Origin of the sequence: Pseudomonas sp. BN606 (assembly GCF_029873115.1) — a bacterium.
Lineage (GTDB): Bacteria > Pseudomonadota > Gammaproteobacteria > Pseudomonadales > Pseudomonadaceae > Metapseudomonas.
The window spans coordinates 200,266-219,589 of the sequence record NZ_SSOF01000042.1 but is presented as its reverse complement, the minus strand read 5'-3'; the positions used below and the strand labels follow the sequence as shown (position 1 = coordinate 219,589).

The 19,324-nt window shown below is 64.3% G+C and carries 17 protein-coding genes; 4 read left to right on the top strand and 13 right to left on the bottom strand.

Annotated elements, in window-relative coordinates:
• From E8E75_RS06510 to E8E75_RS06495, 4 genes are all read left to right on the top strand, one after another.
• A partial coding sequence (locus tag E8E75_RS06510) for a gamma-aminobutyraldehyde dehydrogenase (RefSeq protein WP_280357711.1) occupies positions 1–1,383 on the top strand: 1,383 nt, incomplete at its 5' end.
• 292 nt (positions 1,384–1,675) lie between these two features.
• A complete protein-coding gene (locus E8E75_RS06505) occupies positions 1,676–2,152 on the top strand; it encodes an ester cyclase (protein ID WP_120654799.1) in 477 nt (158 codons plus the stop codon).
• A gap of 104 nt (positions 2,153–2,256) precedes the next feature.
• Entirely contained in the window at positions 2,257–4,119 is a 1,863-nt protein-coding gene (locus E8E75_RS06500) for an NAD(P)/FAD-dependent oxidoreductase (protein WP_120654798.1), read from the top strand.
• Positions 4,120–4,214: 95 nt separating this feature from the next.
• The gene (locus E8E75_RS06495; RefSeq protein WP_153917062.1) at positions 4,215–5,360 is read left to right on the top strand and encodes a methyl-accepting chemotaxis protein; all 1,146 of its coding nucleotides are present in this window, start codon (positions 4,215–4,217) and stop codon (positions 5,358–5,360) included.
• A gap of 156 nt (positions 5,361–5,516) precedes the next feature.
• Here the strand turns inward: E8E75_RS06495 and E8E75_RS06490 are convergent, their stop codons facing one another.
• From E8E75_RS06490 to E8E75_RS06430, 13 genes are all read right to left on the bottom strand, one after another.
• Positions 5,517–6,500 carry a cysteine synthase A gene (locus E8E75_RS06490; protein ID WP_120654796.1) on the bottom strand — a complete coding sequence of 328 codons (984 nt, stop codon included), beginning with the start codon at positions 6,498–6,500 and terminating at the stop codon, positions 5,517–5,519.
• Between the two features lie 38 nt (positions 6,501–6,538).
• Positions 6,539–6,988, bottom strand: coding sequence for a potassium channel family protein (locus tag E8E75_RS06485; protein WP_120654795.1), 450 nt, complete (start codon positions 6,986–6,988; stop codon positions 6,539–6,541).
• Positions 6,989–7,000: 12 nt separating this feature from the next.
• Positions 7,001–8,032, bottom strand: coding sequence for a DUF2955 domain-containing protein (locus tag E8E75_RS06480; RefSeq protein WP_153917060.1), 1,032 nt, complete (start codon positions 8,030–8,032; stop codon positions 7,001–7,003).
• The gene (locus E8E75_RS06475) at positions 8,022–9,152 is read right to left on the bottom strand and encodes an HlyD family secretion protein (protein WP_120654793.1); all 1,131 of its coding nucleotides are present in this window, start codon (positions 9,150–9,152) and stop codon (positions 8,022–8,024) included. Before E8E75_RS06475 ends, E8E75_RS06480 begins: the two co-directional genes overlap by 11 nt.
• Entirely contained in the window at positions 9,149–10,687 is a 1,539-nt protein-coding gene (locus tag E8E75_RS06470) for an efflux transporter outer membrane subunit (RefSeq protein ID WP_120654792.1), read from the bottom strand. Before E8E75_RS06470 ends, E8E75_RS06475 begins: the two co-directional genes overlap by 4 nt.
• A gap of 15 nt (positions 10,688–10,702) precedes the next feature.
• On the bottom strand, positions 10,703–11,818 hold the full coding sequence (locus tag E8E75_RS06465) for an AI-2E family transporter (protein ID WP_120654791.1): 1,116 nt from the start codon (positions 11,816–11,818) through the stop codon (positions 10,703–10,705).
• A 336-nt stretch (positions 11,819–12,154) separates the two neighbouring features.
• Positions 12,155–12,601 (bottom strand): nucleoside deaminase, encoded by a 447-nt coding sequence (locus tag E8E75_RS06460; protein ID WP_120654790.1) that lies wholly within the window; start codon positions 12,599–12,601, stop codon positions 12,155–12,157.
• Positions 12,602–12,638: 37 nt separating this feature from the next.
• A complete protein-coding gene (locus E8E75_RS06455; protein ID WP_153917056.1) occupies positions 12,639–14,345 on the bottom strand; it encodes a SulP family inorganic anion transporter in 1,707 nt (568 codons plus the stop codon).
• 82 nt (positions 14,346–14,427) lie between these two features.
• Positions 14,428–14,841, bottom strand: coding sequence for a VOC family protein (locus tag E8E75_RS06450; RefSeq protein ID WP_153917054.1), 414 nt, complete (start codon positions 14,839–14,841; stop codon positions 14,428–14,430).
• Between the two features lie 29 nt (positions 14,842–14,870).
• Positions 14,871–15,293 carry a YciI family protein gene (locus E8E75_RS06445; RefSeq protein ID WP_153917052.1) on the bottom strand — a complete coding sequence of 141 codons (423 nt, stop codon included), beginning with the start codon at positions 15,291–15,293 and terminating at the stop codon, positions 14,871–14,873.
• 343 nt (positions 15,294–15,636) lie between these two features.
• Positions 15,637–17,352 (bottom strand): single-stranded-DNA-specific exonuclease RecJ, encoded by a 1,716-nt coding sequence (gene recJ, locus E8E75_RS06440; RefSeq protein WP_120654787.1) that lies wholly within the window; start codon positions 17,350–17,352, stop codon positions 15,637–15,639.
• A 100-nt stretch (positions 17,353–17,452) separates the two neighbouring features.
• Positions 17,453–17,992, bottom strand: a complete 540-nt coding sequence (locus E8E75_RS06435; RefSeq protein ID WP_153917050.1) for a YaeQ family protein — start codon at positions 17,990–17,992, stop codon at positions 17,453–17,455.
• A 72-nt stretch (positions 17,993–18,064) separates the two neighbouring features.
• Complete coding sequence (locus E8E75_RS06430; RefSeq protein ID WP_153917048.1) at positions 18,065–19,219, bottom strand: GGDEF domain-containing protein; 1,155 nt, start codon at positions 19,217–19,219, stop codon at positions 18,065–18,067.
• Between the last annotated feature and the right edge of the window lie 105 nt (positions 19,220–19,324).

Sequence of the window (19,324 nt, the reverse complement as noted above, 5' to 3'; positions counted from 1 at the left end):
GAAGGCCCCAGCCTCGCCGTGCTCAACCCGTCCCTGGGCACCGCCCTGGTGGAAATCGCCGAGGCCAGCCCGGCCCAGGTCGATGCCGCCGTGCGCGCCGCCGACGCCGCCTTCCCGGCCTGGTCGCAGACCTCGCCGAAAGACCGCTCCACCCTCCTGCTCAAGCTCGCCGACCGCATCGACGCCCACGCCGAAGAACTGGCCCGCCTGGAATCGCAGAACTGCGGCAAGCCCTACGCCGCCGCGCTGAACGACGAACTGCCGGCCATCGCCGACGTGTTCCGCTTCTTCGCCGGCGCCAGCCGCTGCATGAGCGGTTCCGCCGCCGGTGAGTACCTGCCCGGCCATACCTCGATGATCCGCCGCGACCCGGTCGGCGTGGTCGCTTCCATCGCGCCGTGGAACTACCCGCTGATGATGGCCGCCTGGAAACTCGGCCCGGCCCTGGCCGCCGGCAACACCGTGGTACTGAAACCCTCCGAGCAGACCCCGCTGACCGCCCTGAAGCTCGCCGAGTACATCGCCGAGATCTTCCCCGCCGGCGTGGTGAACATGGTCTTCGGCCGCGGCCCGAGCGTCGGTGAACCGCTGACCACCCACCCGAAGGTGCGCATGGTCTCCCTCACCGGCTCGGTCGCCACCGGCTCGCGCATCATCGCCGGCACCGCCGACAGCGTGAAACGCATGCACATGGAACTGGGCGGCAAGGCCCCGGTGATCATCTTCGACGACGCCGACATCGACGCCGCCGTGGAAGGCATTCGCACCTTCGGCTTCTACAACGCCGGCCAGGACTGCACCGCCGCCTGCCGCATCTACGCGCAGAAAGGCATCTACGAGAAGTTCGTCGCCAAGCTCGGCGAAGCCGTCGGCAGCATCCGGACCGGCCTGCAGGACGACCCGAATACCGAACTCGGCCCGCTGATCACCGAGCAGCACCTGGAGCGCGTCGAGGGCTTCGTCCAGCGCGCTGCCGCCGTGCCGCACATCCAGGTGGTCACCGGCGGCAAGCGTGTCGACGGCCCGGGTTTCTTCTTCCAGCCCACCGTGCTCGCCGGCGCCCGCCAGGACGACGAGATCGTCCGCCGCGAAGTGTTCGGCCCGGTGGTCTCGGTCACCGAGTTCGATAGCGAGGAGCAGGTGCTGGAGTGGGCCAACGATTCCGACTACGGCCTGGCCTCTTCCCTCTGGACCGCCGACGTCGGCCGCGCCCACCGCCTGTCCGCGCGCCTGCAGTACGGCTGCACCTGGGTCAACACTCATTTCATGCTGGTCAGCGAAATGCCCCACGGCGGCGTCAAGCACTCCGGCTACGGCAAGGACATGTCCATGTATGGGTTGGAGGACTACACCGCCATTCGCCACGTGATGTTCAAGCACTGATCCGGCCGCCGCTCGCTTGCTCGGGCGTTGTTGAGAAGAACGTCGAAATGCTCATGTACAACAGTACATTCCGCGTTCTCCGCTCTTCTCGCCTAGCCCGCACGGCGTGAGCGACGCCCGGATTCGCGCCACCTGCTGTAGGGGCGATTTCATTCGCCAAGCAGGCCGCAGGCCTGCCCGGGGAAACCTTGGGGCAGCTACGCCGCCCTTAGCGATTGAGATCGCCTCCACAGACAAGCAAAGCAAGAACGTTCCACCCGCAGTACGCCTCACCCAACCAGGAGAACGAGCAATGCGTAATACCTTGCGTAATTTCAGCTTCATCCTGTTTTTCGCCATGGCCGGGATGGCCCAGGCGGCTGACGATGCCAAGGCCATAGTCGATGGCTACATGGCTGCCTGGAACGCCCACGACGTCGACAAGGCCGCCAGCTTCCTGGCCGAGGACGCGGAATACTTCGATGCCACCGTCGGCACGCCGCAGAAAGGTCGTGCGGCTGCCCGCGACAACGTCATCAAGGTGTTCATCGGCGCCGTGCCGGACCTGAAGTGGAAAATGATCAGCGAGCCCATCGTCAGCGCCGAAGGCATCGCCTTCCAGTGGGAATTCGCGGGTACCAACAGCGGTGCCTGGAGTGCCGAAACCCCGGCCACCAACAAGCCGCTGAAGTTCGAAGGCGTGAGCTTCGTACGCGTCAAGAACGGCAAGATCACCTACCAGGGCGACTACTACGATGCCCTCGGTTTCAACAAGCAACTCGGCTGGTAACCCCTTCACCGGTGCCCCCAATGCGGGGCACCGGTCTCCTCCCGCCCGGCTTCGCGCCAGCGTCGCTGCAAAGATCGAAAACAACTGCCTTGCAAGGATTCGCTATGACCATCACCCGCCGTGATTTCCTCAACGGTGTCGCCCTCACCATCGCCGCCGGCCTCACGCCCACGCAGCTGCTGCGCGCAGCGCCGTCCGGCCGCTACTACCCGCCGGCCCTCACCGGCCTGCGCGGCAGCCACCCCGGCGCCTTCGAAGTGGCCCACCAGATGGGTTGGGAGAAGAAGAAATTCGACACCGATGGCATGCCGGTAGCCGAGGAATACGACCTGGTGGTGGTCGGCGGTGGCATCAGCGGCCTGGCTGCCGCCTGGTTCTACCGCGAGAAGCAGCCCAATGCGCGCATCCTGATCATCGAGAACCACGACGACTTCGGCGGCCACGCCAAGCGCAACGAGTTCGAGGTCGGTGGCCGCATGATCATCGGTTACGGCGGCAGCGAATCCTTCCAGTCGCCCAACCACCTCTACAGCGAGACCGTGAATGGCTTGCTGAAGAAGCTCGGTGTCGACATCAAGCGCTTCGAGACCGCCTTCGATCGCAACTTCTACCCCAACCTCGGCCTGTCCCGCGGGGTGTTCTTCGACAAGGAGAACTTCGGCGTGGACAAGCTGGTGAGCGGCGACCCGACACCCATGGTGGCCGACGACATCGCCCCGGAAAAACTCAATGCCCGCTCCTGGCGCGCATTCATCAGCGACTTCCCGCTGCCCGAGGCAGACCGCCAGGCGCTGATCGATCTTTATGAAGCGCCCCGCGACTACCTGGCCGGCAAGACAAGCGACGAGAAGGAAGCCCACCTGGCCAAAACCAGCTACCGCGACTTCCTGCTCAAGGACGTTGGCCTGTCCGAGGGTGCGGTGAAGTACTTCCAGAGCCGCACCAATGATTTCTCAGCCCTCAGCATCGATGCCGTAGCTGCCTACGACGCCTACTACGTCGGCTTCCCCGGCTTCGCGGCGATGCAGCTGCCGCCCATTGGCGAGGAAGCCAAGGCGGAGATGGAAGAGCCGTACATCTATCACTTCCCCGACGGCAACGCCTCGGTGGCACGCCTGCTGGTGCGCGACCTGATCCCGGCCGTAGCGCCCGGCAAGGGCATGGACGACATCGTCCTGGCGCAGTTCGACTACAGCCAGCTGGACGTCGCAGGCAGCCCCGTACGCCTGCGCCTCAACAGCACGGCGGTGAACGTGAAGAACCGCGCCGGCGGCGTCGATATCGGTTACAGCCGTGGCGGCCAGCTGGCCAGGGTACGTAGCAAGCACTGCGTAATGGCCTGCTACAACATGATGATTCCCTATCTCCTGCCCGACCTCTCCCCCGACCAGGCCCAGGCTCTGAGTCAGAACGTGAAGTTCCCGCTGGTGTACACCAAGGTGGTGATCCGCAACTGGGAGAGTTTCCAGAAGCTCGGCGTGCACGAAATCTATGCGACCACGCAGCCTTACAGCCGGATCAAACTGGACTACCCGGTAGACCTCGGTGGCTACAACCACCCGCGGGAACCGAAGCAGCCCATCGGCCTGCACATGGTCTACGTGCCGACGTCGCCTAACTCCGGCATGGACGCCCGCACCCAGGCCCGCACTGGCCGTGCCAAGCTCTATGCGACGACCTTCGAGCAGCTCGAAGCGCAGCTTCGCGACCAGCTCCAGCGCATGCTCGGTCCAGGTGGTTTCGACCACCAGAAAGACATCCTCGCCATTACCGTGAACCGTTGGTCCCACGGCTACGCCTACTTCTCCAACTCACTGTTCGACGATGAAAAAGAGAGCGAGAAAACCATGCTCCTGGCGCGCAAGCCGGTAGGCAACGTGACAATCGCAAACTCCGACTCGGCCTGGAGCGCCTATGCCCACGCGGCCATAGACGAAGCCCACCGGGCGGTCAGCGAACTCGGCTGACAGGTCGAGGCCATCCGGGGTACGAGAGATCGGGCCCCGGTTTCGCGCCACTGCCTGTGGCGTCTTCCTGCCCCAATCCATTTCGGTAGCCCACCATGCAGAGCAGTACCCGACAGCCCCAGGCGCCCATATCGGACGACGGCGTCCAGGACAACTCCACCCTCGACCAGGTCAAGCTGCTGATCGACGGCCTGAACAGCCGCTGGAACGAGATCAGCAAGGTTTCCGACGTGATCCGCCAGATCGCCAGGAATACCAACCTGGTCGCCCTCAACGCCGCCATCGAGGCTGCTCGCGCCGGCGAACTCGGTCGCGGCTTCGCCGTGGTCGCGGACGAGGTGCGGCGCCTGGCCACCCAGTCGGCCAACGCCACCGCCGATATTGGCAACGTGGTCGCCACCATCCGCCAGGAGAGCGAAAAGGCCCTCGAGCAGGTGCAACGAGCGGAAAGCGCCTCAAAGGCGGAGACGGCTGCGGTCCTGCTCGCCCGAGAGGCGCAGCAATTGCAGAACCAGTTTGCGGTAATGGCTACTGCGCTCTATGGCCTTAAGCATTTCATCCTCGGCCTGCATGCCCAGGGCCTCGGCCCGCAGCGCGAGCAGATCGACGCCGTGATGCAGCAATTCCTGCTGCAAAACCCCGGTCTGCTGGCTTTCGCCTGTGCCAGCGAACCCAACGCCCTGGACGGCCGTGACGGCGAGTTCGCCAACCAGCCGGGGCACGACCATACCGGCCGCATCATGGCCTACTGGAACCGGGGCGCCGGCGCCATCCAGCGCGAGTGCCTGGTGGGCTACGACGGCGACTGGTACGAATTACCCCGGCGCAAAGGCCGCGACCTGTTCATGGAGCCCTACGAGTACACGGTGGCCGGCAACACGGTGCTGATGACCTCCTTCATGACCCCGATGCAGGCCGGCGGGCGCTTCCTCGGCATCCTCGGTGCCGACTACAGCCTGCAACAGCTTCAGGAGCGTCTGAGCCAGCTCAAGCCGTTCGGCAACGGCCACTACGCGCTGCTTTCCAACGCTGCCCACTACGTGACTCACCCGAACGAGAAGCGGCTGGGCACCCCGGCCAACGAACTTCCTGGCGATGCGCGCAGTGCAATTCGCGATGGCCAGACGTTGCGCTTCAAGGGCGCCGGCAACGCCATATGCCTGCTGCATCCGATTTTCGTCGGCAACTGCAATGCGCCCTGGTCGTTGCTGCTGCAGTTCGATCCTGATCTGGCTAGCTGAAGCAGAGTGACCCTCTCCCCCTTCCCTCTCACCTGATGCCCCGAGGCTCGCAGTACTGCCGAATCCCCCCTCCCCCAGAGGGAGGGGGCTTGAGTGAGGGGGAAACATCTCAAGCGTGTGCCAAGGCTGATCTGAAAGCCCCAGCGCAACGACAGCCTAGAACCCAGCCGCACCAGCCAGCCCCTTCTCCGCCAACCACGCCGGATTGAACAGCCGCCCCTGATAGAGCCCGCCTCGATCACAGAGCAGGGTCACGATCCGGTGCCCCGGCCCCAACGCGCGGGCCACCTGCACAGCCGCGGCGAGGTTGATGCCGGAGGAGCCACCGACGAACAGGCCCTCCTCCCGCAACAGGTGATAGACCATGGCCACGCAGGCGGGGTCGTCCACCTGCACGGCGTCGTCTATAGGCGTGCCTTCGAGGTTGGCGGTAATACGCGTGGTGCCGATGCCTTCGGTGATGGAGCTGCCTTCGGCCACCAGTTCACCGTGCTTCACCCAGTTGTACAGCGCGCTGCCCAGCGGGTCGGCGAGGACGATGCGGATGCCCGGGTCACGCGCCTTGAGGAACCGCGCCACCCCGGCCAAAGTGCCACCGGTACCGGTGGCGCAGACAAAGGCATCCAGCCGACCATCCGTATCGGCCCAGATTTCCGGGCCGGTCGTTTCGAAGTGGGCTTGCCGATTGGCGGTGTTGTCGAACTGGTTGGCCCAGATCGCCCCTGGCAGCTCGGCGGCCAGCCGTCCGGCGATCTTCTGGTAATTGTCCGGGTCCTTGTAAGGCCTGGGCGGCACCGGACGCACTTCGGCGCCGAGGGTACGCAACAGGTCGAGCTTCTCCGGGGACTGGTTGTCAGGAATCACGATGATGCAGCGATATCCACGCGCCGCGCAGATGTGTGCCAGGCCGATTCCCGTATTGCCGGCGGTGCCCTCTACCACGGTGCCGCCGGGATACAGCAAGCCCTGGCATTCGGCGTCGTCGAGGATGGAGCGCGCCGCGCGATCCTTTACCGACCCACCGGGATTGAGGAATTCGGCCTTGGCGAGGATGTCGCAACCGGTCTCGTTGCTCAGGCTTTCGAGACGCAGCAGCGGCGTGTTTCCGACACTACCGATGAAACCTTCGCGGATCGCCATGCTGCACCTCCAGGCGAAGGCGGACTGACAGATACAGTCTAGTCGTCCTGCTTGTGCAGCCCTCGTGACATGTGGAGCTTGATGACTTCGGTCACCGCCGCAGTCATTACGGCGGTGGACACCCCGAACATGAGGATGCCGTTGGCGGCCTCCAGCGGTCCCAGCAAGCGCCAGGCGCCAGACATGACGATGTCGCCGTAACCCAGGGTCGCGAAGTTGACCGCCGAGTGGTAAAGCGCGGTTGCGAAGTCATCGAACTCACCAAGTAGCCGGAACAACGCCGCCCAGATCGCCATCTGCACGAAATTGCCCAGCAGCATCAGAAGCATCACCACGGCCAGGTATCCGGTGTTGCGCAATTGCGAATCATGCCCCTGCCAGAGCTTCCGATAACGCACGAAGTATTTCAGGCAGAGCGCCACGAAGTACGCCTGCATGAGGAGGCAGAGCAACATCACGGGAATTCCGACTAGCAGATTGAGCAACATGAAGCGACCTCGTCAGAGCGTGGAGCGCCGTTGCCGGCGGAAACGACGCCGATCGATCAGGTAAACCGCGGCGCAGGCATACAGGGTGACGGCGATGAACAGGCCCATGCGGACGGCGAAGGCGGTGTAGACATCCTTGCCCGCCGCGCTGTCCTGCACAGACTGGCCCAGCAGGATGATCAGCGTGATCAGGGTGTTGACCCAGAAACCCGGCGTCTGCGCCGTTGGGCTGAGACGATAGAGCTTTCGGGCCAGCAGCAGGCCGAACAGCAGCATCCAGAGGAAGAACATCCAGAGGTGCGGAAAGAGGCTCAACGCGCTCCAGAACAGCATGGCGAGCACGCCGCCCAGCAGGGTCGAGCCCAGCAGTTCGCGACCGGCCGTGCGTGCGCTGGCACCGCAGACCTGCTGGCCGAGGCTGACCGACTTCATGATCAGCGGCATGTAACTGGCCGGGTCGATAAGCGCCAGGAGGAAAGCAGGCAGCACCACTAACGCTGCGCGCAGCGCCACCCAGGCAGCCTCCACGTCCTCCAGCACCGGGCGCGCGGCGGGCGCCGGCGGCGCGGTTGGCTCGGGAAAGACCATATGGCTGAGCGAAACCACCAGTACAGCGAGCAGCACACCCTTGCCCAATGCCTGGATCACCGTCAGTGCCAACGCGAATTCGGCCGTGCCGGCGGCGCTGATCATGGTCAGGCCGATCACCAGAAACTGCGCCACCAGCGGGTTGCCGCCGCGCAATCCATAGCGAAAGCACAGGTACAGGCAGAGTGCGACCAGCAACACACCGCTCGCTGGCGCATGGCGCAGGAGTGGAATCAGCAACAGGCCAGTTCCGGTACTGAGCATGATCACCAGCGCCAGTCCCGGTCCGGCCTTCAAAGGCAGGGGACGATTGCCGGCGGTCAGCAGGACCAGGACGAAAATCGGCGCCAGGAAGGGAATCGGCAGGGCCAGGCCGAAGCTGATCGCCAAGCCCAGCGCCGTACCACTGGCCAGGCGCAGGGCGCGCTGACTGCGTGGGTCGTGCTCAGTAGGCATAGGACAGCCAGCTCATCATGCGAATGAACAGTCGGCCCAGCGGATTGAGGACGTTGCCTTCGCGGGGAAAGGCCATGACTTCGGCCTGGCCGCCAACACGCAGGCCGCGCAGTTCGTCGAGTTCGCCCGGCAGGAGCTCGACGATGACCGGGAATCGCTGGGCGGGCCGCAGCCAGTCACGGCTGTTCTCCACCGATGGCAAGCTACCGGGGGCCGGCGCCTGACCAACGCTGACGCCATAGCCGACGCTGCGTACCCGTCCTTTGAAAACTCGCCCAGGCAGGGCATCGAGCACGATGGCGACCGGAGCCCCCGGCTGGACGTGGCCCAGGTTGTTTTCAGTGAAGTCGGCGCTTATCCACAGGTCGTGGATGGCGATCAGGGTCATCACCGGGTTACCCGCCCCCACGTACTGCCCGATGTCGGTGCGAAGGTCGGTGATCAGGCCGGCCGAGCGTGCCCTGACCTGGGTGTTGGCCAGGTCCAGTTCGGCCTTTTCCAGGGCGGTGGCGGCACTGCGCAACTGCGCGTTCTCCGCTTCGCTGCCACCTTGCTGCTCCCGAGCACGCTGCACTTCGGCCCGCGCTGCCGCTACCTGGCTGATGGCCTGCTCGCGGGATGCCCGCGCCCCTTCCAGGCGCCGTACGGAGAGAGTGCCCGGGTCCTGCTGGTAGAGGCGTTCAAGGCGTTCGCTGTCCTGGCGCGCCTTCAGTTCGTTGGCCTCGGCGGCCCGCTGGGAAGCCAGTGCCGAATCAATGGCGGCAGTGCTCGCCCCCACCTGCCGGCGTACGGTTTCCAGGTCGGCACGGGCGCGGTCGACGGCAATCTGGTAGTGCGTCGGGTCCACTTCGAACAGCACCTCGCCCACCTTGACGTCCTGGTTGTTGCGAACGTGCACCTTGGTGACCCGGCCGGCTACTTCAGCGGCCACCGGCACCACGAAGGCCTGCAGTCGCGCCTGCTGCGTATAGGGGGTGAAACGATCGGCCAGCAGGTACCAGACCAGCGTCAGGACGATGACCAGGGCGACCCAGCGGGTCCCCTTCTTCGCGCCGTCCGCAGCCTTCTCGGGAGCGGGCTGGGCCGGTGGCTGCGGATTGGCCTGAAGAGAATCGGTCATGGTCGTTCACCTTGTTCGATCGGAGACGAGTCGGACGGCGCATCGGGCTCGTCCAGCAGGTCACCCCAATCGGTGCGTTGCTGCATCTGCTGGCGCGTACTGTCGTCGATCAACGGTCTCGTGCTGTACCAGCCACCGCCCAGGGCCTTGTACAGTCCGATCAGGTTGGCCACTGCGTTGCTGCGGCTGACCAGATAGCTGTCCTGCTGCTGGAATAGCTCCCGCTGGGCATCCAGCACCCGCTGGAAATCTGCGAAGCCTTCGCGGTACTGCGCCATTGCCAGGGTCAGGGAGCGCTCCGCCGATTCGGCAGCCTCGCGCCGGATGCGTTCGCTTTCGAGCGATTTGATCAGCCCGGTGGCGGCGTCGTCGGCCTCGCGCGCGGCCTGGCGCACGCCGTCACGGTAAACCTCGATGAGCTGTTGCAGGCGCGCATCCTGGACGCGCACATCGTTCTTGATCCGACCATGGTCGAACACGTTCCACACCAGGCTCGGCCCCGCGGCCAGGTCCAGGCTGTCGGAAGCGCCATCCAGGGTCGAGGCGCTCCAGCCGATGCTGCCCAGCAGGGTGATGGAAGGATAGAGATCCGCCTCGGATACGCCGATCAACGCCGACTGGGCGGCAACCGCGAGCTCGGCTGCGCGGACGTCGGGACGACGTAGCAGCAGGTTGGCGGGAACGTCCTGCAGCACCGCGCGATCCAGCAATGGAATCAGGCCCTCTCGTTCGCGCAGCTCCGGCAGTGGACCTGGCGGCCGGCCCACCAGCACGGCCAGGGCATTGCGCGTGCGAAGCACCTGGCTTTCCAGGTCAGGGATGGTAGCCAGGGTGCCGAGGTACTGGGTCTTGGCTTGCTGGAAGTCCAGCTCGTCGCTGTCACCACTGCGGAAGCGCCGCTCGGTGATCTCGAAGCTGCGCCGCTGCCGTTCGGCGTTGTCACGGGCGATGCGCAGGCGAGCCTCGAAGGTGCGCAGTGAGAAGTAGGTGTCCGCCACCTGGGCACGCAGCAGCACCAGCACGTCTTCGTAGTTGGCATAGGCGGCGAAGTAGGCGGCGTCGGCCGACTCGATGGCGCGGCTGAATCGTCCCCAGAAATCCAGCTCCCAGGCCGCGTCGAAGCCCGCACCGTATTGCCAGGAATGGCTGTCTTGCGGATTGCGCCCCCCGGATTGGTTGCGGTCCAGGTACAGCGCATCAGCACTGACCTGCTGCACCTGCGGATATCGGCCGCTCATGGCGATGCCGAGCTGCGCGCGCGCCTCCATCACCCGCAGGCCGGCAATTTCCAGGCTTGGGTTGTACGCGTCGGCTTCGGCAATCAGGGCATCGAGGACCGGGTCGGTGAACACTTGCCACCATTGGCGGAAGTCCGGCTGCGGGCGATCAAGGCTCGCCTGCGCGATGGCCGGACTGTTCCATTGGTCGATCCAGGGTTCGCGCGGCGTCTGGAAATCCGGTCCCAGACGCACGCAGCCACTGAGGCCAAGGGCTCCGAACAGGAACAGCCAGGTAGATCTGCCGGCCATGTACATGGGGAAGTCGGAGCGTCAGGTCGTCGTCTCTTCTTCCGAAGTGGTTGTCACCGCCGCGCTTTCCGGCTGGTCGTCGACCCAGTGCCAGAACAGCATGTAGCCGACGGCCAGCATGACCGGGCCAATGAACAACCCAATGATGCCGCCGGTGACCATGCCGCCCAGGGCGCCGATCAGCACCACGGGCATCGGTACGTTGACACCACGCCCCAGCAACAGGGGTTTCAGGACGTTGTCCGACATCCCGGCAACGAAGGTGTAGATGGCGAAGATGATGGCTCCGGCGGTCGCTCCTTGGCTGGCGAACACGAAGATGATCACCGGAATGGTGATCAGCAGTGCGGGCAGTTGCATGATGCCCAGCAGCAACACGCCGAGCGCCAGGAGGCCAGCGCCCGGGATTCCCATCAGCACGAAGGCGATGCCCACCAGCAGCATCTGGATGAAGGCAATGCCGACCACGCCCTGCGCCACTGCACGAATGGTCGCCGTGCAAAGCTCGGCGATCTGCGGGCCACGGTCCGGCCCGGAGATGCGTGAAGCGATCTGTATGGCACTGCGGTGACCATTCTCGCCAAATGCCATGAAGATGCCTGCCACGATCAATGCGGCGATGAACAGCAGAAAGCCCGCCCCTACGCCGGCCAGCTTGCCGAACATGCTCATGCCGAAGCCGCGCAGGTGGGGCAGCAACTTCTTCATCAGGCTGGTCAGGTCGACCGACGCCTGCTGCCAGAAGTCGAACAACGGCTGGCCGATCAGGGGCCAGCTGGCAACGGACGCGTTGGGTGATGGAATATTCAGTTCACCGCCCTTGAACAGTTCGATGGCCCCCTGCACCGACTCGGCCATGGAAGATGCCAGCAGGTAGACCGGCACCATCAGCAGAATCAGGGAAACCACAACGATCAGCGTGGCCACGTGGCCATCACGCATGCCCAGCTTGGCCTTCAGACTCTGATGCAGTGGATAGAAAGTGACCCCCAGGATCAATGCCCAGAGCATCAGGTTGAGGAAGGGATGGAAAACCTGGTAGCAGGAAATGGCGAGGATCGCGACCAGGCCTGCTCGAATGAGCACATCCATCAGGCCGCGAGACAGGATCCTTTCCGAAACGGAACTTGACAGCATTGAGCTCTCCTTCTGCTGTAGCAATCAGGCAAAACCAGTCGGACATTCCTACTGCTTGGCAGCGATCCAACGGACGTACGGCGCAAGATCCTCAAGCCGCACTGGAGTCTGATCCAAGTCATTTCTGTTCAATGATCGTCATTTCTGCCGGCTTCCAGCCTAGACACCCCTATCGTGTCGGGCCTAAAGCGACGTCTCCGATCCGCTGCTGGATCGGCTGAATACCAGCATAGTCGCTACTCGACGATTGGTAGTCCCCTTGCGAGAGGGGCTCTCGCAAGGGGTCCCACTGGCGGGCGCCAGGGGGGACGATGCGGTTGTGGCGTTGGTTTGGGATCAGGCCGCCGGCTCGCCGATATCCTCGTTCCACAACTCCGGCCGGGCTTCGATGAAATCCTCCATGAGCTTCACGCACTCGGCATCCTGCAGCACCTCCAGCTCCACGCCACGGGAGCGAAGCAGTTCCTCCTCGCCCATGAAGGTGCGGTTCTCGCCGATGATCACTTTGGGAATGCCGTAGAGCAGGATCGCGCCGCTGCACATGGAACAGGGCGACAGCGTGGTGTAGAGCACCGCCTCCCGGTAGACGCTGGCGGGCTGGCGGCCGGCGTTCTCGAAGGCGTCCATCTCACCGTGCTTGATCGCACTGCCTTCCTGGATACGGCGGTTATGACCCCGACCGATGATGCGGCCCTTGTGGACGATCACCGAGCCGATGGGAATCCCGCCCTCGGCCAGGCCCTGGCGGGCTTCTTCGATGGCGGCTTGCATGAAAGGGTCCATGGTCGTTCCTTGGTTTCCAATGGGTTGATCCTGTGGTTTACGCGACAGGCTGCTTTTCCTGCAAGGCCTGCTTCGCCAGCCAGATACGGTAGGCATTGATGCCGGCACGTACCGAGCTGAATACCAGCGGCGGTTTCAGCTCGCCAAACTGCCCGGAGCGTAGCAACAGGTCGTGGGCCGGACCGAAGAGACGGGCAAAGCCGAGAAAAACGCCACGGGCCGCGAGGGTTTCCTGCACCTCACGCAAGGTGGCCAGGCCCGTGACGTCCAGGTTGATCATGGTTTCGGCGTTGAGCAACACCGCGCGCGGGGCTTCCGACCGCTCCACCACAGCCAGCAGGCGCTGCTTGAAGTAATCGGCATTGAAGAACAGCAGCGGCGCGTCGAATCGGTAGATGATCAGCCCCGGCAAGGTGGTGGCCTGTGGATAACGCCCAACCTCCACCTGGCCATCCACGCCTTCCACCCAGCCAAGCACCGCGTCGGTGGGGCGATAGGTGAGATACAGCAGGCGCAGCAGGGCCAGGGAAATGGCAACGAAGATGCCGGGCAGCACACCGACGCCCAGCACCCCCACGGTGGTCAGCAGGCAGAGCCCGCACTCGAAGCGGCTGAGGCGCCAAAAGGCCTTGATCGTACGAAAATCGATCAGTCCCCACCCTGCCAGCATCAGCACCGCGCCAAGGGCCGCAATGGGCACCCAGGCCAGGGGACCATGGAGGAACACCAGTACCGCGACAATCACCAGCGCCACCACCACGCTGACCATCTGGGTCTTGCCGCCCACCAGGTCGTTCACCGCGGTGCGCGAGTCCGCGCCGCTGATGACGAAGGACTGCGACACCCCGGCGCCGACGTTGGCCAGGCCCAGGGCAATGAATTCGTGGTTGGCGTCGATGGCATAGCCGTGACGGGCGGCGAAGCTGCGAGCGGTGAGCATGGCGCTGCAGAAGCTGACGATCGTGATACCGGTGGCGTCGCGTAGCAGGCTGAGCAGCTCCTGGTAGCTGGCGCGCGGCCAGCTCAGTTCGGGCAGCCCGGCCGGGACGGCGCCCAGCAGGGCCACTCCGTGACGGTCGAGCCCGAGCCAGGCGGCCGCCAGCGAAGCCAGCACGAGGGCCACCAGCGAGACCGGCAGCCGTGGCCAGCGCCGCGGCAGGACGATCATCAGCAGCAGCGCCGCGGCGCCCAAGGCCAGGGTCGGCAGATGGGTGTCGGCCAGATTGCGGATCATCGCCAGCAGGCCGGCGATGAAGCCGCTGGTTTCGCTCTGGTAACCCAGCAGTTTGCCGAGCTGGCCAGCCAGCAGGCTGAGGCCGATACCGTTGAGGTAGCCCACGAGGATGGGCCGTGAGAGGAAGCTGGCGATGAAACCGGCTCGGATGAAGCCAGCCACGATCGACAGCAGGCCAACCATCACTGCGACGATCATCGACAGGTGTACCAGACGCTGTGGATCGCCTGCCGCCAGCGGGGTAATAGCGGCGGCCACCATGGCTGCGGTGGCGGCATCCGGCCCGACCATAAGCTGCCGGGAGCCGCCCACCAGAGCGTAGATCAGCATCGGCAGGATGCAGGCGTAGAGCCCGACCTGAGCGGGAAAGCCGATGATCTGCGCATAGGCGATGGCCGTAGGAATCTGCACGGCGGCGACTGACAGGCCGGCCGTGAGATCGGCGCGCAGCCAATCGCGGCGATAGTGGAAACGGCTGACGTGATCACGCAGCCTATGGATCAGGAACATTGGAACCGTCCGCTTCAGATGACTCCAGAAGCTTAGGCCCACAACGCCGGGGAGACCCCGGCGCCGCAGCTACTTTTGAGAACTAATGATCCTTCTCACAGTTGATCATCCAGGGCACTCCGAAGCGGTCCACCAGCATGCCAAAGCGCGCGGCCCAGAAAGTCTGCGCCAGGGGCATCTGTACCTGACCGCCCTCGGCCAGCGCATTGAAGACCCGCTCGGCCTCGACTATGCGGTCTACGTTGATTGAAACGCTGATGCCGCTGATGCCCTTGAAAGGCACTTGAGGCGGGCAATCCGAGCCCATGATCACCTGATCACCCACAGCAAGGCGGGCATGCATGATCTTGTCGCGGAAGTTCTCCGGCACATCCTCGCAGGCTGGGCTTTCGGCGAAGCTCAGGAAGGCTTCCAGGGTGCCGTTCAGCACCTTGGCGTAGAACTGGAAGGCGGGGCCACACTGGCCATCGAACGTGAGGTAGGGATCGATTTTCATGATGGTCTCCTGTCCGTGATGGATAGCGGTCACTGCTGCCGGGCTTTCTCGAAAACGCGCTGTTCCTGCTCGCGCAGCTCAGGAGTGAACTCCGCGCCGAAGTCCTCGGCCTCGAACACCTGGCGAATTTCGATCTCGGACTCGGAGATCATGGGGTTGGGGCAGCGTTTGACCCACTCGATGCACTCTTCCAGGGAATTGACCTTGAACAGCCAGAAGCCGGCGATCAGTTCCTTGGTTTCTGCGAAGGGGCCGTCGATGACAGTGCGGTCCTTGCCCTTGAACACGACTCGCGCTCCTTTTGAACTGGGATGCAGTCCCTCACCAGCAAGCAGGATGCCGGCGTTGACGAGCTCTTCGTTGTACTGGCCCATGGCCGTGAGCAGTTCCGTGCTGGGCATGATGCCCGCTTCCGATTCCTTGGTTGCTTTGACAATCACCATGAAGCGCATTGTTGTTCTCCTGTTGGGTTGCATGAACATCAGCCTGCGACCGTTGCCTGCTGACTGTGCTTAATGGTCGATGGGGAATCGACGAGATCGACAACAGGCCGAAATTTTTTTTCTCGGGGGCGCAGGACTGGATCAGCGTAGACCCGGATCGGAGGTTTGCGCGGACGGGGTGACGGACGAACGGAGACTGTTCTTGTGGGGGCGATTGCAATCGCGAAGGGCAGCGCAGCGGCCCCTTTGGTTGGGGCCGAGCCCGCGAGGCCCAACGAACCGGGCACGCTATGCGCGCCAAGTTGGGCTGCGCTTCGCTCAACGCCAACCTACGAGTTGCTTACGTGGGCGCTCAGCGTGGGGCGATGTGGGCGACCATCAGTTGCACGCTTTCCTGGCCACGGTATTCGTTGACGTCCAGCTTGTAGGCCACTTCCGCCCAGCGAACGCTGGCGTTGGGCCATTGCTCGCGGTCGATATTGAAGGCGATGCCGTCCAGTTGCACCGAACCGCATTCACTTTTCAGCACCAGCTTCAGATGGCGCTCGCCGACCAGGCGCTGTTGGACGATCTGGAATACGCCATGGAACAGCGGCTCGGGGAAGTGCTGGCCCCAGGGGCCGGCCAGGCGTAGGGCACGGGCAAGCTCCAGGTGGAACTCCTCGATACTCAGTTGACCGTCGGAAAGCAGGCGGCCGGTGAGGTCGTCTTCATCGAGCTGCCGGCGGGTCTCGGCGTCGAACGCGGCAGCGAAGGCACCAAAGTTTTCCACAGGCAGGGACAAGCCAGCGGCCATGGCGTGACCACCGAACTTGCTGATCAGACCCGGATGGCGGGCGGCGACGGCATCCAGCGCGTCACGGATGTGGAAGCCCGGCACTGAGCGTGCCGAGCCCTTGAGCAGACCGTCGCCAGCATCGGCGAAGGCAATGGTCGGACGGTGGTAGCGCTCCTTCAGGCGCGAGGCGAGGATGCCAATCACGCCCTGGTGCCAGTCCGGCTCGAATACGCAGAGCCCGAATGGCATGTCTTCGATAGGCAGGTTCTTCAGTTGCGCCAGCGCCTCGCGCTGCATGCCCTGCTCGATGGCCTTGCGGTCCTGGTTGAGCTGGTCCAGTTGCACGGCCATGTCGCGGGCCAGGGCCTCGTCTTCGCAAAGCAGGCATTCGATGCCCAGGCTCATGTCGTCCAGGCGGCCGGCAGCGTTCAGGCGGGGGCCGAGGATGAAGCCGAGGTCGGTCGAGGTGATGCGCCCTGCCGGACGCCCGGCAACTTCGAGGATCGCCTTGAGGCCGGCACGGGCACGGCCGGCGCGGATGCGCGCCAGACCCTGGTGCACGAGGATGCGGTTGTTGGCGTCCAGGGGCACCACGTCGGCGACGCTGCCCAACGCCACCAGGTCGAGCAGGTCGCCGAGGTTGGGTTCCTTGAGGCCGGCACGATTGAACCAGTCCAGCTCACGCAGGCGAGCGCGCAGCGCCATTAGCACGTAGAAGATCACGCCGACGCCGGCCAGAGACTTGCTCGGGAAGTCGCAGCCAGGCTGGTTGGGATTGACGATGGCGTCCGCCGCGGGCAATTCCGGCCCCGGCAGGTGGTGGTCGGTGACCAGCACCTTGAGCCCCGCAGCCTTCGCGGCTGCCACGCCTTCGACACTGGAAATGCCGTTATCCACCGTCACCAGCAGGTCCGGCTGGCGGGTCAGGGCAACGGCAACTATTTCTGGCGTCAGGCCGTAGCCGTACTCGAAGCGGTTGGGGACCAGGTAATCGACATGGAAGGCACCGAGCATGCGCAGGCCGAGTACGCCAACGCTGCTGGCAGTCGCACCGTCGGCATCGAAGTCGCCGACATAAAGGATGCGCTGGCGCTTTTCCAGGGCCTCGACCAGCAGTTCCACCGCAGCGTCGATGCCCTTGAGCTGCTGGTAAGGAATCAACCGCGCCAGGCTCTTGTCCAGCTCCGCCACGGACTGTACGCCACGGGCAGCGTAGAGGCGGGTCAGCAGCGGGGGCAGCTCGCCCAGGTCAGGCAGGACATCGGGTAGGACGCGGTGTTCGATACGCATGAAAGGTCCAATCTTTGAATCGACTTCCCCTCTCCCTCCCGGGAAAGGGCCTTGGGGCGAGGGCTTGGCGCCCTGCCCCGGAAATCCTCCGGATTTCCGATCAGCGCTCCCCGGCCAGCCACTCCAAGGGAACTTCGTGCTGGCCGCGCTCATCGGTGACGAACAGCTCGCCGTCGCTGATCATCACGCTCCAGCTGATCGAGCGCGGGAGGTCGCGGGCCAGTTCTTCCAGGGCTTCCTGGCCGACGGCGACGACATTGATGTTTTTCAGGCTGCGCACGCCGTCCAGGACCTTGGTCTGCCAGACGCGCAGGTTGCCATAGGCCACCAGGCTGAAGCGCTCGGTACGGCGCGAGCACCAGGTGATGCGCTCGGCGTCCGGCTGCCCCACCTCGATCCAGTGCAGGACGCGGTCATCCAGGCTCTTTTCCCACAAAGCCGGCTCGTCTACGTCCGACAGGCCACGGCCGAAAGCCAGCTGCTCGTGGTACCACAGCGCGTAGGCGATCAACCGCACGGCCAGGCGTTCCTCGGTTTCCGAGGGGTGCTTGGCGACGGTGAAACGCAGGTTCTCGTAGACGCTGCGATCCAGGTCAGTGAGGTTGAGTTCGACTTTGTAGGGGGTCGCTTGGAGGGCCATGACGGGCTTCTTGGTGATTCGCGGAGGGGCGCAAGTCTACCCTGATTCCATTGCCTTGGCTGGGGCTTCCAGCTAATCGGCGGGGTAGCGCTGGATGCGGTTGCGCCCCTTGTCTTTCGCCGCGTAGAGGGCGTCGTCGGCCATCGAGAGCAGGCGGAACAGGTCGTAACCTGCTTCCTTGGAGCTGACGATTCCGATGCTGACGCTGAGCTCCCCCGGCTCTTGGAATGGCAGTTCGGCGAACTCGCGGCGGATGCGCTCGGCCACCTGGGCACCGGCTTCGTCGTCGGCATCGGCCAGCAGGCAGGCGAATTCTTCGCCCCCGATGCGGCCGAAGACGTCCTGCTTGCGCATGCTGCCGACGGCAATACGGGTGAACGCGACCAGGGCCTCGTCGCCGGCAGCATGGCCGTAGCTGTCATTCAGCCGCTTGAAGTGGTCGAGGTCGCAGAGCAGTAGTGCAACCGGTTCGCGCCGGTGCTCACAACTTTCCAGCAGGTATTCCCCAGTGGTCATGAAGGCGCGCCGGTTGCCGACCCCTGTAAGCGGGTCGCAATAGGCGGCAGCGCGAAACTTCAGTTCGGCGCGTTCCTTGACCATCGCGAGGGTGACGAAGGCAATGCCGATGGCGTACAGCAGGGTCTCGAATACCAGCAGGGAGAAGAAACTGGTGCCCTGGCCGCTGCTGGCCATGGCTGCATCGAACGGCATGCCGCGATCGATCACAATGCGCGCGCTGTAGAAAACCATGTGGAAGAGGGTCAGTACCAAAGCAGGCATGTAGGCCACTTCCAGCGACTGGCGACTGCGCCACAGCTCATGGGCGCTCAGCCCGCAGTAACAGACTGTGATCAGCGAGCTGACAGCAACGCGCACGGTAAGGGATTCGTAGAACGCCGGGTTTAGACAGAGCAGCATCCAGACCAGCGAGCCGGCGCAGATACCCAACAGGTGCGGCTGGCGCCCGGCGAACACGCGCATGGCGGTCCAGTTCATGGCCCCGCAGAAATGAAGCACCACATTGCCCAGCACCAGCGGAACGAAGTCCATGCCCATGCCGCGCAGGCTGCCCAGCACCGTGCCCAGGGCACCGAGCAGCAGCATGGCGGCGAGGTAACCGAGCGTCGGTTCGCGACGACCACGACGCCAGGCGTGCAGCATGAGCAGGCCGACCAGGGCGAGGACATAGATATCCACAAGCACCAGCGTGGGAACATTCAGTTGCATGCACCCTCCTCCCGATACGTTCCGGGCGACAAGTGGCTGCGGCTGGCAAGGCGATCTGGCATGGTCGTCGACGCGTTCGAATCGGGGGCCTGCCAAGAACTTTAA

Bases quoted from the DNA above. Each gene is read 5' to 3' on its own strand.
- E8E75_RS06480 (WP_153917060.1), bottom strand. From the start codon at position 8,032: ATGCCTACTGAGCACGACCCACGCAGTCAGCGCGCCCTGCGCCTGGCC.
- E8E75_RS06430 (WP_153917048.1), bottom strand. From the start codon at position 19,219: ATGCAACTGAATGTTCCCACGCTGGTGCTTGTGGATATCTATGTCCTC.
- E8E75_RS06490 (WP_120654796.1), bottom strand. From the start codon at position 6,500: ATGGCGATCCGCGAAGGTTTCATCGGTAGTGTCGGAAACACGCCGCTG.
- E8E75_RS06450 (WP_153917054.1), bottom strand. From the start codon at position 14,841: ATGAAAATCGATCCCTACCTCACGTTCGATGGCCAGTGTGGCCCCGCC.
- E8E75_RS06475 (WP_120654793.1), bottom strand. From the start codon at position 9,152: ATGACCGATTCTCTTCAGGCCAATCCGCAGCCACCGGCCCAGCCCGCT.
- E8E75_RS06470 (WP_120654792.1), bottom strand. From the start codon at position 10,687: ATGTACATGGCCGGCAGATCTACCTGGCTGTTCCTGTTCGGAGCCCTT.
- E8E75_RS06435 (WP_153917050.1), bottom strand. From the start codon at position 17,992: ATGGCCCTCCAAGCGACCCCCTACAAAGTCGAACTCAACCTCACTGAC.
- E8E75_RS06505 (WP_120654799.1), top strand. From the start codon at position 1,676: ATGCGTAATACCTTGCGTAATTTCAGCTTCATCCTGTTTTTCGCCATG.
- E8E75_RS06495 (WP_153917062.1), top strand. From the start codon at position 4,215: ATGCAGAGCAGTACCCGACAGCCCCAGGCGCCCATATCGGACGACGGC.
- E8E75_RS06465 (WP_120654791.1), bottom strand. From the start codon at position 11,818: ATGCTGTCAAGTTCCGTTTCGGAAAGGATCCTGTCTCGCGGCCTGATG.
- E8E75_RS06500 (WP_120654798.1), top strand. From the start codon at position 2,257: ATGACCATCACCCGCCGTGATTTCCTCAACGGTGTCGCCCTCACCATC.
- E8E75_RS06460 (WP_120654790.1), bottom strand. From the start codon at position 12,601: ATGGACCCTTTCATGCAAGCCGCCATCGAAGAAGCCCGCCAGGGCCTG.
- E8E75_RS06455 (WP_153917056.1), bottom strand. From the start codon at position 14,345: ATGTTCCTGATCCATAGGCTGCGTGATCACGTCAGCCGTTTCCACTAT.
- E8E75_RS06445 (WP_153917052.1), bottom strand. From the start codon at position 15,293: ATGCGCTTCATGGTGATTGTCAAAGCAACCAAGGAATCGGAAGCGGGC.
- E8E75_RS06485 (WP_120654795.1), bottom strand. From the start codon at position 6,988: ATGTTGCTCAATCTGCTAGTCGGAATTCCCGTGATGTTGCTCTGCCTC.
- recJ (WP_120654787.1), bottom strand. From the start codon at position 17,352: ATGCGTATCGAACACCGCGTCCTACCCGATGTCCTGCCTGACCTGGGC.